Source organism: Spongiimicrobium sp. 3-5 (genome assembly GCF_046557915.1).
Classification (GTDB): Bacteria; Bacteroidota; Bacteroidia; order Flavobacteriales; family Flavobacteriaceae; genus JBHEBG01.
Map to the genome: position 1 here is coordinate 337,810 of NZ_JBHEBG010000004.1, position 16,839 is coordinate 354,648.

General features: G+C 39.8%; 11 protein-coding genes. 10 read left to right on the forward strand and 1 reads right to left on the reverse strand.

The features are described from left to right. Positions 1-35: 35 nt before the first annotated feature. The 10 genes from ACEQ81_RS15805 to ACEQ81_RS15850 all read left to right on the forward strand — a co-directional run bounded on the left by ACEQ81_RS15805 (position 36) and on the right by ACEQ81_RS15850 (position 15,973). The gene (locus ACEQ81_RS15805; RefSeq protein WP_411031880.1) at positions 36-3,560 is read left to right on the forward strand and encodes a TonB-dependent receptor; all 3,525 of its coding nucleotides are present in this window, start codon (positions 36-38) and stop codon (positions 3,558-3,560) included. A 16-nt stretch (positions 3,561-3,576) separates the two neighbouring features. Then, entirely contained in the window at positions 3,577-4,971 is a 1,395-nt protein-coding gene (locus tag ACEQ81_RS15810; protein WP_411031881.1) for a RagB/SusD family nutrient uptake outer membrane protein, read from the forward strand. Positions 4,972-5,151: 180 nt separating this feature from the next. Further along, on the forward strand, positions 5,152-6,048 hold the full coding sequence (locus ACEQ81_RS15815; protein WP_411031882.1) for a PIG-L deacetylase family protein: 897 nt from the start codon (positions 5,152-5,154) through the stop codon (positions 6,046-6,048). Positions 6,049-6,084: 36 nt separating this feature from the next. Continuing rightward, positions 6,085-7,350 carry an MFS transporter gene (locus ACEQ81_RS15820; RefSeq protein WP_411031883.1) on the forward strand — a complete coding sequence of 422 codons (1,266 nt, stop codon included), beginning with the start codon at positions 6,085-6,087 and terminating at the stop codon, positions 7,348-7,350. Between the two features lie 5 nt (positions 7,351-7,355). Continuing rightward, complete coding sequence (locus ACEQ81_RS15825; protein ID WP_411031884.1) at positions 7,356-8,201, forward strand: ROK family protein; 846 nt, start codon at positions 7,356-7,358, stop codon at positions 8,199-8,201. Between the two features lie 86 nt (positions 8,202-8,287). Next, positions 8,288-10,951 carry a hypothetical protein gene (locus ACEQ81_RS15830; protein ID WP_411031885.1) on the forward strand — a complete coding sequence of 888 codons (2,664 nt, stop codon included), beginning with the start codon at positions 8,288-8,290 and terminating at the stop codon, positions 10,949-10,951. Positions 10,952-11,251: 300 nt separating this feature from the next. Further along, a complete protein-coding gene (locus ACEQ81_RS15835) occupies positions 11,252-12,535 on the forward strand; it encodes a cell envelope biogenesis protein OmpA (RefSeq protein ID WP_411031886.1) in 1,284 nt (427 codons plus the stop codon). A gap of 220 nt (positions 12,536-12,755) precedes the next feature. Continuing rightward, entirely contained in the window at positions 12,756-14,537 is a 1,782-nt protein-coding gene (locus ACEQ81_RS15840) for a PorP/SprF family type IX secretion system membrane protein (protein WP_411031887.1), read from the forward strand. 382 nt (positions 14,538-14,919) lie between these two features. Further along, a complete protein-coding gene (locus tag ACEQ81_RS15845; RefSeq protein WP_411031888.1) occupies positions 14,920-15,093 on the forward strand; it encodes a hypothetical protein in 174 nt (57 codons plus the stop codon). Between the two features lie 259 nt (positions 15,094-15,352). After that, positions 15,353-15,973, forward strand: a complete 621-nt coding sequence (locus ACEQ81_RS15850) for a response regulator (protein WP_411031889.1) — start codon at positions 15,353-15,355, stop codon at positions 15,971-15,973. 149 nt (positions 15,974-16,122) lie between these two features. On the opposite strand, the gene ACEQ81_RS15855 is transcribed toward ACEQ81_RS15850, so the two are convergent. Beyond that, positions 16,123-16,839 carry a DUF6090 family protein gene (locus tag ACEQ81_RS15855; RefSeq protein WP_411031890.1) on the reverse strand — a complete coding sequence of 239 codons (717 nt, stop codon included), beginning with the start codon at positions 16,837-16,839 and terminating at the stop codon, positions 16,123-16,125.

Genomic DNA, 16,839 nt, shown 5'->3' on the forward strand with positions numbered 1-16,839 from the left:
TAACAAAACTATTACTAACTAATAATTAACACTCAATGAAAAAAAAGTCGACCGTACGTAGAGGTTGGAAAGGCCTTAAGACAGGATGGAGTATTTTGTTCCTACTGTTTTTCGCCTATGCCAAAGCTGCCCCATGTGGGACCAACGAACTCATATCTCTTAGTTTAGAGAATGTTCAGCTTAAACAAGTATTTGAAGAGATCACAGAAGTAACAGGATATAAGTTCTTTTACGAAATTTCCGAGTTAGATCTTGACGAAAAAATTACTTTGAGAGCAAAAGAAGAATGTATAGAACAAGTGCTTGCCGATCTTTTTAAAAGTTCGGAGATGCAATTTAATATTGTCTCCAAGCAGATTGTAATCAGTAAAAAAAATGGGGAAACCATTCCTCCAAAAAGAATTGAACCCAGAAAACTTAAGAGTAGGTCTATGGTACAGGCCGCTATTTCGGGTACAATTTTGGACGGAAACGGCGTACCCCTTGCAGGTGCTAGCGTACTTGTAAAAGGGACTTCGGTAGGGGTAATCTCCGATTTCGATGGTAACTTTACACTGACTATGCCAGATGGATCTAATATTTTGGTAATTAGTTACATAGGGTTTAAAAGCCAAGAAGTCGATGTTGCCGGCCAATCTACCATATCCATTACCATGGCTGCCGATGCGGCATCTTTGGATGAGGTGGTTGTAGTGGGTTATGGAACCTTATCAAAGAAAAGAATTACCGGTTCGGTAGCTTCTGTTTCGTCCGAGAAGATAGTGGAAATTCCTGTTTTAACTGCCGAAAGCGCCTTAATAGGACAAGTGGCAGGTGTACAAGTTCAAGAAATTTCGGGAGAACCCGGTGCTAGCCCTAATATTAGAATACGGGGGTCTGGCTCCATTTCTGCAGGTAACGATCCCTTGTTTGTAATTGATGGTATTCCTATTTCGAGAAACCTCACAACCTCGGGCATCCAAGGCGGATTGGCAAGAAGACGTTCAGCTTTTCAGCCACCACCGGTGAATCCTTTAGCAACTTTAAATCCTAACGATATTGCCTCCATTGAAGTTTTAAAGGATGCATCGGCAGCAGCTATTTATGGATCTAGAGGTGGTAATGGGGTGTTACTTATTACTACAAAAAAAGGTGCTAACGGCGATAAGGGAAAGTTTTCCTTCAATTCCTTCCTAAGTGTACAGACCGTGGCCAACAAGTTGGACTTAATGAATGCGGCTGAATTAATAGATTTTACGCGCGATGCAAGAAATAACAATTACCTTTCTTCGGTACCAGGAGCATCTATTGATGATCCTATAGGCGATGGAGATAGGGGCGATACCAACTTTGAAATGCCAGAATCCTTTATCAATTGGGATGGTACGGATACCGACTGGCAAGATGAGATTTTTCAGACCGGTATTACGCAGAGTTATAATTTCTCTTACGCCTCACCCATCCAGAATAATACGAGCTTTTATGCTTCTCTCGGATACTTTACGCAAGAGGGAATTTTGGATAAGTCCAACTTTGATAGGTATAATCTGTTGTTGAACCTTAATTCGCAACTTACGGATAAGTTGAACCTAGATGTTAGAATAGCTCCTTCCATTACGGAGAATCAAAGGTTACCAGCTTCCGCACCTTATTTTGCAAGACCTCCGGGAATTGTATATTCTGCTATAGTACATTCGCCAACGGTAAGTCCGTTTAATCCAGATGGTACCATAAATCAATCTAACAACCAATCCTTTTTAGGAGGAGGTACCACCACGGCCAGTAACCCATTGGCAATTATTGAAGCTATAGATGATAAAATATTTCAATTTCAGACAAGGGCGGCCATGGGCCTTTCCTATGAAATAACACCAGAACTAACCTTAAAAACTTTTGGTAGCGCATATATCAATTTGTTCGACCAGGATTTTTTCAGGGGCAATTCGCTACTTTATAGGAATGCTACAGAAGGAGAGTCCTATGCCCAGGCTACATCATCCACAGAAACAAACTGGTTATGGGAAAATACCTTAAACTGGGAGAAGGAATTTGGAGATCACTTTGTAAATGCCGTAGTTGGTTATACGGCACAGAGAGACAACCTAACCGTTAAGCAGGTATTGGCAGATAATTTCTTGGACGATTTGGTAACTACGATAAGTGGCGGCCAAGTGTTTGCGGGTAATTCCATTAGGGAACAATGGTCATTGGCCTCGGCACTGTTCAGAGCCAATTATAGCTATAAGGATAAGTACTTGTTTACCGGGACATTCCGTTCGGATAGGTCATCGCGTTTTGGTAGTAACAATCAAACAGGTTATTTCCCTTCTTTCTCCGTGGGGTGGCGTGTAAATGAGGAAGATTTCTTAGCTTCCATAGATGCCATTTCAGAATTGAAACTACGCTTTAGCTGGGGTCAGACAGGAAACTTTGAAATTCCAAATTACGGAGCCATAGGATTGTTGTCGGCCAACAATTACAACTTAGCAGGCAATGAGGTGAACGGTTTAATACAATCTACCATACCAAATCCGGAGCTTACTTGGGAAAAATCCGAACAAGCCAACTTTGGTTTGGAACTGGGACTATTTCAAAATCGGGTATTTTTATTGGCCGACTACTACAATACCAAAACATCGGATCTTTTGTTGAATGTTAGTATATCGTCCGTTTCGGGCTTTAATACTACTTTACAGAATTTAGGTGAAGTAGAAAACAAAGGTTTTGAACTTGCTTTACGAACCAAGAATTTCGTAGGAGATTTCACTTGGGAAACGGATATTAACTTTTCTACGAACTCTAACGAAGTAGTATCCCTTAATGAAAACAACGAACCAATTTTTTCCGCAGGTAGTGCAGGTGTAAGACATGTTACCCGTGTGGGGGACCCTATCGGTAGCTACTATGGTTATGTGGTAGATGGTATCTATCAAACACAGGCAGACATTGATAATGCCCCGGTGGATACACAAGCGCCAGATCCTTCACCCGGAGATTTTAGGTTTAAAGATGTAGATGGGGACGGTGAGATTACACCAGATGATAGAACCGTTACCGGAAGTTATTTCCCTGATTTTACTTGGGGTGTAAATAATAGGTTTGGTTACAAAGGATTGGATTTAAGCTTCTTGATCCAAGGTACCGAGGGCAATGAAATATTAAATTTAACTTCTAGGCATTTAAAGAACGGAGAAGCTAACTTTAATTCCTATGCGGTATTCAACGACCGGTGGCGTTCAGCATCCGACCCAGGAAACGGAAGTATTCCTAGGGCAGATAGGCAAACGGGTAACCATGGAAACAATAACAGACCTTCTTCTTTTCAAGTAGAAGACGGTTCGTTCATACGATTAAGGAATGTTACCTTGGGATACTCTATTCCAACAGACAAGCTTTTTGGAGCAAGTATCGACAAACTAAGGATATACATGACTGGGACCAATTTGTTTACCATTACAGATTATCTTGGGTATAACCCAGAGGTCAGTAATATCTCAACGAACAGCCTTACCCCAGGAGAGGATTATGGAGCGTATCCTTTGACCAGATCGTTTACCATGGGAGTTAATCTTACCTTTTAATACAAAATTTAGAAAGATGAAAAATAAAATAATAATACTGTTAGCTATAGTAACCTTTTGGGGGTGTAGTGAGGACTTTACAGAATTGGCTCCCATTTCCAATAGGAACGAAGCGGATTTCTTCAATGATACCAGTGATTTTATAGCCTCCTTAAATGCCAGCTATGCGGCATTGCAAAACCCGGGAGTATATGGACGAGCCTATTGGACCATGTTCGAGATGCGCGGGGATAATACGGATCAAGGGCCAGATGCAACTGGTTTGGCTAGACAATATACTGAAATAAACGCCTTTACCGAAGACCCGTTAAATGAACAGGTGGGTGCAGCTTGGGATGGATCTTACCTTGTTATTGCGAACTGCAATGTTGTTCTGAGCAGGATAGAAGGAGTGGAAATAGATGCCACTCTTAAAAATAGAATTATTGGTGAAGCACTTTTTCTTAGATCATTGATGTACTACCATTTAGGGATAGCCTTTGGCAATATCCCACTTCAGCTTACGCCGTTCATTCCTGGGGACGAGTTGGTACAGGTAGATGCCAGTGCGGTATATACCCAACTTATTTCCGATCTAACAACGGCGGAAGCTAATTTACCGGTTAGTTATCCGGCAAGCGATGTAGGGAGAGCTACAAAAGGTGCCGCAGCCACCTTGTTGGCAAAAGTACTGCTGACCGTCGGACAAGATTCGGACGCAGCCACCGTACTCAGAAGGATAGTAGATAACTATGGGTACTCCCTCGTTCCCAACTACGCCGATTTATGGGGTGCTGCCAATGAGAACAATCAAGAATCCATCTTTGAAGTACAATACATAAGTGGCGGAATTGGTCAGGGTAGTGCCTTTTCTAACGAGTTTTCCCCAAGTGCTATCTTGCAGACCGGACAAGGTTTCGGAAGAAATAGGCCAACGGAAACTATGGAGAATGCATATGAGGCCGGTGATCTTAGGTTTGAAATCTCAATGGGAACAACATGGATAAATGAGGATAGTGAAGTGGAGATTCAAAACTATGTTAGGAAATACGAAAGCGACCCTCCTACGGAGAACGACTCCGACATTAATTTTATCGTTTTTAGATATGCCGATGTATTACTAATGCTCGCTGAAGCTCTGGGAGAATCAGGGGAGAGCTATGCATTGATCAATCAGGTGAGGACTAGGGCGGGTCTGCCAAATATAGATGCCACCACGCCGGGTACATTTGATGAGAAGTTGCTAAACGAACGACAGGTAGAACTTGCTTTTGAAAACCATCGCTGGCCAGATCTCAAAAGATTCGGCGTGGCGGTGCAAAAGATTACCCAAGCAGAACCATTAATTGATGCCGGTTCCATAAGAAACTTGTTTTTTATTCCGCAGCGCGAACTGGATATCAATACAAATTTTGTTCAGAATAGTAATTAAAATGTTGATTTTTTTGAGTTAGTTAATTTGAATCCAAATTATTGTTAATTTCCTACTTATGTTTTACGGCCCGTCTCGATCGAAATTTGGTTTCGAGAAGAGATGGCCAAACTTAGGCAGTACATTTGGTATTGTTACCAAACTTAATTTCGATATTCATAAAATTAAAATAGAACAATTATGAAAAAAATTTTTATTACGGCCTGTTTTTTTGCGCTGTGCCTTATTCAGGTTCAAGCCCAGGAAAGCGATAAGAAAGTATTGAACATTATAGCTATCGGGGCACATCCAGACGATTGTGATTCCAAGTTTGGAGGAACCGCCGCTCTGTTTGCAAAAATGGGACATAAAGTAAAGTTTTTGGCGCTTACCAACGGCGATGCCGGTCACCAAAGCGAAGGTGGGGGAGCACTTGGAAACAGAAGACGGGCAGAAGCTCAAAAAGCTGGGGAGATATTAGGCGTTAAGTACGATGTATTGGACAACCATGACGGCGAACTTATACCGACCCTTAATGTTAGACATCAGGTAATCCGAAAAATTAGGGAATGGGATGCGGATATTGTGTTAGGTTTAAGACCCAATGACTATCATCCAGATCATAGAAATGCCGGTATCGTAGTGCAAGATGCCGCGTATCTGGTTATTGTGCCTAATGTAACGCCAGATACCCCGCCTTTAAAAAAGAATCCGGTGTTTTTATATATGAAAGATGGCTTTCAGAAACCCTACCCCTTTTCTAAAGATATAGCGGTTGTTATTGATGAGGTTATAGATACCAAGGTAGAAGCCTTGGCTGCCCATGATTCACAGATGTTCGAATGGTTACCCTGGGTGAGCGGAGCGGACATGTCACAAATACCTTCAGGAAAGGCCGAAAGATTGGTTTGGTTGAAAAATAGATGGGCAGCAGAGAAAACATGGAACGATAGCGAAAAAGAAGCCATAAAAAAATGGTACCCAAATAAGGACGTTTCCACAGTTAAGCATGCAGAGTTTTTTGAAATATGTGAATATGGTAAACAACCTTCGGACGAAGAAATAAGTGCCATGTTTCCAATGGTAGGTAAGAAGTAAAAATTAAATAACCATCCCATAAAAGCAAACCAAGAAATGGCTAAAGACAAAATTGTCCCGAAAAGGCATTATAACATAATTATTTTGGTGATGTTGGTATTCTTTGTAATATCCTTCATTACCAACATACTTAACTCCATTATAGTTGATGTTAAGAATAGTTTTGATTTAAGCCTTACACTTACGGGGCTATTGCCATTTTCTTTTTTTATTGCGTACGGGGTAATGTCGATACCCGCAGGGTTCTTATCGGAAAAGTATAGTGATAGAACGCTTTTGTCGTTTTCATTCTTGTTGATGACCCTGGCATCGTTAGGGTTCGCTTTTTTCCCTGGATATTTGGTATTCAGTATCACCCTGTTTTTATTGGGTTGTTGTATGGCTGTGCTACAGGTAATTATAAACCCAATGTTAAGAGTAGCCGGGGGTGAGGAACATTTCGCCTTTAACTCGGTTTTAGCACAATTGGTTTTTGGGTTGGCGTCCTTTGCAAGTCCGTTTCTATATAAATATTTGGTGAATCCCAATGTTGAGGAAAATGGGGGAATAGCAGAATTTTTAGTAGGTGTGGTACCAGAAGATTTGCCTTGGGTTTCGCTCTACATTGTATTTTCGTTTATTGCATTGATTCTTTTGTTCGTTGTATTTTTTACCAAATACCCAAAATATAAAAAGAAAGATGATGAGGTTGCAGGAGATTCTCAATCCTATTTAAGTCTTTTAAAGAATAAATGGACCATACTGTTTTTCTTCGGAATATTCTGTTACGTGGGTACGGAACAAGGCGTAGGCAATTGGATATCCCAATTTCTTTCCGAGTACCATGGGTTGGACGCACAAACGGTTGGTGCCGAAACCGTAGCCTACTTTTGGGCTATGCTTACCGTTGGGTGTTTGTTGGGACTGGTGCTGTTAAAGTTTATGGATAGTAGAAAGCTTCTTATTGGCGCCACGATCATTACCATGATATCCTTAATATTGGCACTTACGGGAGATGCAAATATTGCTTTGATCGCTTTTCCAGCCATCGGATTTTTCATTTCGGTAATGTGGTCTGTAATTTTTTCTTTAGCGTTAAATTCGGTGAAGGAACATCATGGATCACTTTCTGGGATTTTGTGTACAGGAATAGCAGGGGGTGCTATTATTCCCTTTTTAGTAGGTGCCTTTGGCGAGGCGCTTAGTCTTAAAACCGGAATGTTTTTACTCCTAATACCCTTGGTCTTTATTCTGTCGATAGGTTTTTGGGCCAATCCTCTTGTAAATAATAAGACAATAAGTTTTAAAAAGGCAGAAGGTTAATACGTATGGAAGTTCTTGGAGTAGATATTGGAGGAACCAACATCAAAGTAGGAAGGGTGAAGGAAGCTGTTGTTTTGGCTCAATCCCATAATGATGTTGATACCAAAGAATCTGCCAAGGCTACGCTAAATCGTCTTTTCAAAGGGATAGATGAAGTTATTACGAAAGAAACAAAAGCTATTGGCGTAGGGGTACCCGCGGTGGTAGATACTGCAAGCGGAGTGGTTTACGATGTACAGAACATTCCCTCGTGGAAAGAAATAGGTTTAGCAGATATGCTCCAACAAAAGTATAGGCTGCCTATTTTCATTAATAACGACGCCAATTGTTTCGCAATGGGAGAGAAGTTATTCGGTAAAGGCGGTGCTTACAAGAACTTTGTTGGCCTTTCTATTGGTACCGGACTTGGAATGGGCATAATTATTAATGACGAATTGTATAATGGCGTTCTTTCGGGCGCAGGTGAAATAGGGATGTTATCCTATAAAGAAACCATTTTGGAACAGTATACCAGTAGTTTTTTTTTCTCCGACAAATACGGGTTAGATGCCAAAACCTTGCATAATATGGCCCAGCGTAAAAACGAAAGAGCGTTAGAAGCTTTCTTGGAATTTGGAACGCATTTGGGAGAGGCACTAAAGAATATACTATATCTGTTTGCCCCAGAGGCCATTGTTTTGGGCGGATCTATCAGCAAAGCCTTTCCGCTGTTTAAAGATAGCATGTATCAAAAGCTTAACACCTTTGCATATCCAAGGCAGCTGAAAGATTTAAAAGTGATGGTGTCAGATCTATCTGATGCACCTGTGTTGGGAGCCGCCAGTTTGTGTTTTCAAAATTTAAAAAAGTAACATTGTCAGAAGTTTAATATGGTGTACGAAAAGCAGTTCAATAAAATAACGGCTTTCCGTTTTAAAATAAAAAATAGAAAAAGAATATGAAAAATACCATAGCAGTTTTCTTGGTTTGCATTTCGCTCAACTTGTTGGCGGCTGAAAAGAAACAGCTTCCCATTGAAATACAGAACAACGTAGTAGGGGCACCTATTACCTTGGGCATACCCTTTCCTATGGGAGAACTGCATTATGTAGATAACATTCGTCTCCTAAATTCCAAGGGAGAGGAAATTCCCTGTCAGACCACGGAAGTCACTACTTGGGCTCCAATTAATGATAGTATAAAATGGGTATGGGTATTTTTCTTTTCCGATGAGGCCTCCAAATATACCTTGGAGTATGGGGATGAGGTTTTCCCAATGTCTCCCAAGGAACGTATTGTATCAATAAATAACATGCGCCCCGGAGGAGGTATAGATGTTAATACAGGTCCCTTGTCTTTTACAATTGACAAACGAGGAAACGGTTTTTTGGATAAGGTATCCATGGACTTTAATGACGATGGCACCTTTGATGAGAGCGAAGTAATTGCCTCATCACCCGAGGAACATAGGGGTACTTTTTTGGATATTTTGGACGATGCGGGCATTGATACTTCAAAAGCCATGATCAATGAAGTGTTTCGAGAAAAAGGATCGGGACCTATGCATGCGATTTTTAGAATTGAGGGTACTTATGTCTATGAACGAAAAGACAACAATATATCTCCTTTTACCATTCGTATCCATGCTTACGCCGGAAAAACATATGTTAAGGTCTTACATACCATGACGTATACTGGTATTCCGGACAAACATAAGATTCAAGAAGGTGAGCATGCCAACATAGCAACGCAGAATAAGAAAATACTTTCCGAAGATACGTCGGACGATCCGGGATGGACGCAGCCCAACGATCAAATTGCTGCCTGCGGACTTCAATTGAAGTATCATCTAGACCAAACGGCGACGGTTACCATGCCCATGTTCAGGGGTAATTGGTATGATGAGAATACCGATCAAAAATTGGAAACTGTAAATGTTTCTGCGGAAGACAAAGTTAGCCTATTACAAACAGGACCGGGAAGGAATAGAGGAATCAAGGGTTTACGAAGCCTCTTTAGAGGAGAAACAAATTCGGGTAGTGGGGAAAGTGCGGCTGCCGCGGTCGATGAAAATGATAAATTTGAAGCTACGATTTTGAATGGTAGCGCTGTTTTGAGCAAGGCACAAAAAGCCAAAGGATGGATCAACATATCCGATAAGAACAGGGGCATTGGTATCGGGATCAAGAATTTTCTCGAAGAGTACCCTAAAGGGCTAGAGGTAGATCCCAAAACAAACGCAATACTTGGGAATATCTGGCCTTTGGAAAATGGTCCTATGAGCTTTGCGCGAAAGAATACCGAACCCGATGGCCAGATGCTGGCTAATTTTGCCCAAGGGATTACAAAGACTACGGAATTCCTCTATTATTTTCATGACGGAGAGGCCACCACCGAAGTCGATAAAAAAATGGACTACGTACTTAAGAGTCCTGTGGCACACGTATCCCCTGCATGGTATACAAACGCAAAAGTATATGGGAACATAGCACCTTTTTCAACCAAGTACCCCGAATTTGAGAACGCGTTGCAGTACAAGTACGAATGGTATTTGTTTAATCAAAAAAGACAGCCGTGGTACGGCATATTCGATTATGGAGATGGCAAAAGTTACTATGTTAGGGATCAATGGTTTCAATGGACAAACAACGAACCCACTGTAGACTTTATGCTATGGACCAATTTTATGCGTACCGGCGATGCCAAATATTATTACATGGCCCAGGCTATGAGCAGGCACACTATGGACGTGGATAATATTCATTGGCCAAAAAAGCGAAGTTACTTGGGTCAGATCAATGATGCCATAGACTTTTGGGATTATGAAGAAGAGAAAGAATCCACTCCGTATTTAGGTATTGGGCGCAGACATGCGGGAGAGCATTGGTATGCCCTGTTAAGTGCGCATGTATGGATCCAGGGTTGGATTGCATCGTATTACCTTACAGGCGATCAACGGGCCTTGGAAATAGCCAAAATGACCGGCGATACCTATATAAAACGCATTTGGGGAGATCACGATCTAAGAGGCAGAAGATTGTATTTATCTGTTCTTAACCTTGTAGAACTATATGATGCCACCAAATTGGAGCGGTATCGGAAAGAACTGGATGAAAGGGTTAACCTAATGCTTACCCTGCAACAAGAACAGGGAGGTAACCTGTTGTTAGATCGGTATGGTTACAGTCAGACCTATGCCGTACAGGGACTCTATAAGTATTATCAGATTACCGGTAAGAAAGAAATTAGAAAAGCGCTGTTAGAACACGCCAGATGGGTACGCAATGTTCCGCCTCTCAATCATGAAATGGAATCTTACCTGGCAACCATTTATCCGTTGTTATTGGGTTATGAATTTAGTTGCCAAAAAAGTTTTCTAGAGGAGGCATTGGCGAGGGCCGAGGTACTTAAAGTCTCTGAATTGACCAAAGACATCAATGATTTTGATAATGAAAAAGAGTTAAGTGAAGCCCTTTTAAAAGTATCTAATCTGCCAAAAAGTGCAGGAATGTTTACGAACTGGGAAATAAATCAGGGGTTAAGGGTATTTGGTTGGACACATGCTTATAACATTCCTTACCTTATTTATTGGTTGGAACATGCGGATGAAAATCACAAGTAATAACACATAGAATCCCAAATAGAACTTCTTTAATTCTTTAAACTTGAAGATTTTTAGAAATTCCAGAAACTTTTTAAAAAAATATTCGCGGAGGATACATCTTTTTGTGCCGGATAAGCGTATGTACACTGTTTATGTGGGAGTTATCGGCCTATTTCATAACCAATAGTGCATCGTATTAGATACGCTAAACTTCTAAGAATTGCCCGAAAAAATTCAAAACCTATGAATTTTTGCTAGTAGAAGGTTCAAAACTTTTATTGAACTTTGGAGGAATTAGTAACCCCAATATCTTACATTATGTATACGTCTATAACCTACAACGTTGCTTTTGCATGTATTATTACTTTCTTTTGCTGTTCATTGTCAGCGCAAAATGCAAAGCACTACGAATCAGACAATTGGGAAGTTCGCGAAGGGAACAGAAGAATTGACCACTATTTAGAACTCTCAAAATTGGGATACAAGGATAGTGAGATCTTTGAAGACCTAGGCAACGCCAACTTCTTAATTGAAAACTACGAGACCGCCATATATTGGTATGATAAACTACGAGATCATAATAGGGATGGCGTACTGAAACCAAGCTACGAAGAGCGTTATGAGTATGCTTTGGAAAAAACCAAGGCAACCGCCTCTACATTGGTAGTAAATAACAGGGACTGGGTGGCTGCTATAAAGGAGGACTATCAGGTAAATAAAAAACCGGTAAAAACTACTTTAGCTTCATCCAATACCAACAGTAAATATAAATCCCTGGATTTTCTTCAAAATAACGGAACCAGCGCTCTTGAGGATATGGTAGAACAACAGATTCCAAGAAAGGCAGGTTCCGATTTTTTGAGCGATAAGACCCTTGGGTATCAAAATGCATATAAAACCCCAATTTCTGTTACTGCAGATGGCAATACGGCTTATTTTAGTAGGGCCAGTTTGGTAAAACCCTTATATGGTGTTTTTTCCAAGGAACAAATGGTTCACAAAATATACAGGGCAGACAAGATCAATGGGCAATGGAAGAACATCCGCGAAGTAGCTGTTAACCCTAAATATTCATCAGCCTTGCATCCAACGATTTCAGATGACGGAAAAAGATTGTTTTTTGCGTCCAATATGCCGGGTACTTTTGGTAAATACGATATCTATGTTTCCAAAATAAATGCGGATGGTACTTGTGGAGTGGCAAAGAACTTAGGTACGAAGGTAAACACGGACAAGAACGATCTGTACCCGAATATTGTAGGTGGAACTTCCTTGTTTTTTGCCTCGGATGGGCATAAGGGACATGGCGGATTAGATGTGTTTATGGCCCAAGTAGGAAGTAAAAAAGTGGGCTGGTCCGTTAACCTTGGTAGTTCTATCAATAGCATTGAGGACGATTTTTCCATAGCCCTAACGGAAAAAGGCGTGGGCTACGTAATGTCTAATAGGGGAAGGGAAAAGGGTGCTGTTTACCCAGTGGCATTTTCACTCTCAACAAATAAAAACGACAAGCTACAGGAAAACGAAGGGTATAACATCCTGGAAGTACTCAATAGTGATGCGAAGACGAACTACACCACCTCCATTTTTGAGGATGATTAACACGGTGGTAACTAACTACCAACTATTCAATTCAATTATTTAAACGAAGGAAATTTCAGCACGGCCTACTTGATAGTGAGCAAGACCGATGACGAAAAACGGACCGATCTAAAAGTGTATTGAGCTATTTTTATTAGACCCTGGCCGATTAGCACTTTGCAAGGATTTCAAAGCAGATATAATCACGTTTAGTGATTAGGACAACAATAATTTCAATAAGATGAACCGTAATATTACAATAGCAACGAAGGTATTTTCAATAGTAGTATTGAGCCTCGGTCTTGGTGGTCAGATTTCCTATAGCCAGGAAACCATCTCAGAGTTTGGTTCTAATACGGCCTATCACAATCAGTTATTCTTTAATAGGTTTTTAATCAACCCCACATTTTCTTTGGTAAGGGAGAACAAATCCTATCTTAACATTTTACATAGAAACCAGTATGCTACCTTCGAAGATAACAGTCAAAACTATTTCTTGGGCTTTAGCAATAAGCTAAATGATCATACAGCTTTAGGAATAAGCGTTTATAGCCAATGGGCAGGTGTTATCCAAGAATTTGGTTTTAATGCCAATTACGCCACTTCTGTACAATTAAGTAAAAAGAGCAAACTAACTTTTGGGACAAACGTTACCTATTTCAGTGAAGGGTTGGCCAAGAACAGGGTTATTGCAACGGAAAACGACCCCGAACTTCTTGAAGCGAGTTTAGAGAACAAACTTGCAATTCAGCCCGGAATTACATTGTCCGTAGGTAGTTTTGATTTTGGTTTGTACGCAGAAAACTTATTGAACTATAATCAAACAACAAACAGTTTTTTAACAAGCTTTAATGATAAAAGCATTAAAGCATCTCTCCAATATACTTATTCATTTATGACTAGAACCGGATTGTTCTCCAAAGCGAGGATAATGCCCTTAATGCAACTCGGTAAAAACGAGGATGGCAGTATGGACTATGTTGGTTCTATCTTACTTGATCTACCCGAGTACGGCTGGTTACAAACCACCTTGGATGATGAATACGGATTGTCTTTGGGTTTTGGACTTAATCTAAATAAAAAATTATCCCTCGGGTATTTATTGGAGAAAAATGTTTTTGAAGAGGAGGTAGATCTTGGTTGGAACCATGAACTTTCCTTGGCCTATACCTTTAAAAATAATGGCAATGGCTTCGGGGATAGCACCGAAGAGTCTAACGATAGGCAGATAGATCGCATCGTTAGAAACTACGAAGAACAAATCTTAAAGCTGGTTGCGGAAAAAGATAAAAGTGAAAAAGAACTAAAAAAAACCAGTCTTGCACAGGAAAGAAAGAACAAAAAAGAACGTAAGCAAAGTACCAGGGCTCTTGCCGGTAAAACCGAAAAGGATGCCAAAAAAAATGGGGCCGGATATAATGAGGTAACCTTTACCGGTGTAGATGAAAACTCCCTTGCCTATCAGAACCGTTTAATTTTGGACGAATTGATCCTAAGACAAGACTCTGTTGAAGAGGCCAGAAACGAAGCTTTTGAGAAGAAGTTTGAAACTATTGTAAGAATTCTAAGGAACGATGTTAGGCGAAACATCGATAGCAAACCAAAGAACTATAGAAGTTCATCCAATACAGTGCGTGTTGCAAGTAACGAAACATCGAGAACATCAAATACGTCGTTAAGCGGGCAGCACAAAAAGTATGAAAAACTCCCTATTAAGGTTGGAAACCTTTCCGATATCATTGGTGTAGAATCTGGATATTACGTAATCGCCAACGTTTATAAAAACAAAAGGTACCTAAACGCATTTATGAAAGACCTTAAAGAACAAGGTTTAAATGCCAAGCAGTTTTACAATAAGAAAAATGGGTTGCACTATGTTTATTTGGCAGATTTTAATGTTAAGTCAGATGCCGAGAACGCCTTTGTCTCCAATTTGGATGGCAAGTATCGAGACGAAAAATGGATCATGCAGGTAAACAATACCAATACCGCTACTGCCGATATTACTTTTGAAGACCAGTAGACCGTTTTTGACGGCGGTGATCCACAAATCACCAAAATAGTACGGAACTAAAAGCACGTCCTAGTTTGCTTTTACCTTGCCGACGATTAACCCTGATAAGGTAATCGTCGGTTAAGGTATTTTTAACCACTACACGCACGGCCAGAACTACTGACGCATCAATTATTAACTGCAAAAAAACGATGTAGTCTAGGGTTATCATATTTATAAGAATGTGTTTCAGTTGTTATTTTTTTACGTTTTTAGCGTTAAAATAATGAACAACAGGTGTGCATTTGAACGAAAATACGCATCAAATTTAGAGGCAAGTATTAAATATTACTATATTTAAGTATAGAGAAGATTATACAAAACCATTATAAAACCCCAAAAACCCCGCTATATGAAATCTTACCTCTACCTCTACAGTAACCAAAAAGGAGACACAGGTTGTAGCCTTTATGCAAAAACCGGACCTACTGGTCCGCAAGACGCTTATGCAAAACCAAGGCATAAGAAACACGAATCTTTTTTATCATTTAACACACAATTTGGAGAGAAACACAAATCCTGTTAACCATTGTGGAAACGGGAATCTTTATTGTTGTGCTGCTAAAATTATAAGAAGGTAATTCTCTTTTATTAGCATATACATCCCTATTTATCTTCTACGTGGAAATTTGATTTTCAAATTTCGATACGTGGCATCAACATTTCCTATGCATAAGAAACTGCTTAGCAGGTAAATCTATGCTCATAAACCGTTCCCTATTTCTACATTCTGGATATTCATTTTTTAGAAAATTTTAAATCAAACCATTAAAATACTATAAGATATGAAATCAAATATTTTAAGAATCATCGTTGTGGACAATGACCAAAAGTTCCACGAAGCCTACAAGTATTATTTTGAAACCTACATAGACTATTCCCTTATGGGCATTTATAGTTCTATGGAAACCGCTTTGTTGGATTATGACAACGCTATGCCCGATATCATTGTATCGGAAGCTTCCTTACCCGATATTTTTGGTATAAGGGGAATTAGACTTTTTAGGAAAAAAGACCCCGATGTAAAAATTATTATGGTAAGTGAACAAAGCGATTTTGAAGTCGTTAAAAAGGCTTTTAAAAATGGGGCCAATGGGTACCTTACCAAACCAGTAAGCAAAAAACGCTTGCACCATGCTTTAAACTCCATTAAATATGAAGGTGCGGCCATGAGCAACGATATTGCGAAGAAAGTAATCTCCATGTTCCGCAGAAAATCGTACAAATCTTTTTCCGAAAGAGAAAACCAAATTATAGATTATCTGTGTAGGGGAGCTACTTACAAGGTTATAGCCGACAAGTTGTTTGTTACCACGAGCACTATAAATTTCCACGTGCAGAATATTTATCTGAAACTTAATGTGAACTCAAAATCCGAAGCGTTAATGAAATTGAAAGAACTATAAAACAATAAAATATAAGGAAACCACTACTTTAAGACCGTTACTTTTTAAGGTTGTTGTTCTATATCGGAATTAATCATCTAGGCACCCGAATTCCCGTTGTAATGGGGTATCCCTATGGTTTGTACCCATCACGACCATTGGTCTAAGCTCTATTCCTTTAGGAATTTGGTTATAATGGAATCTACTTTCTGTTGCTGCTGTAGTGTAGCGTTGTATTGCGTGGTTATTGCTTGTTCCACTATGGCCATCATAATAATCTTATTGCGGAATTCGAATGATTTTAATGTTTCATAAGAGTTTATTTCCAGATTTGTAAAATCGATGTCCTTTACTAGGACATTGTAGAAGTTTTCGAATCTTGAATCCATACCTTTTTCAGAAATGTAAGTAAGTTGCTCCTGCAGGGAATGCAAATCTACCAATGCCGTGCTCAGTATAGAGTTTTCTTTGGTATTTGAGTTGATATAGCTCATAAGATAACTTTCCGAAAAACTATAGGAGGTTGAAATGAAAAATTCTGCCAGATAAACCCGCAATGAATCGCGTTCCTTTTCTATATCTTGCTTTGCAAGAAAAGAGTTGAATTTTAGCATCTTGGGGTAGGTAGATTCCCTGGCCGTTTTATCTACAATTAAATCCAGCATATTGGCCGTATTCTCTTGTTTCAACTGTTTTAACATAATCAGGGTATTGGCTTCGCTTTTCCGCTCTTCGTTCCAATTGTTGATCTGCAGTGCAATAAGGATGCCTATTACTACTAAAACAATTTCGCCAAGAGCATAAAACAAGTATTTTCTGAAGTTGTTTTCTGTCCCTTTATTATTTATAAGTATACGTTGTCGTATCCGTCTAAAGAATTTGATCAT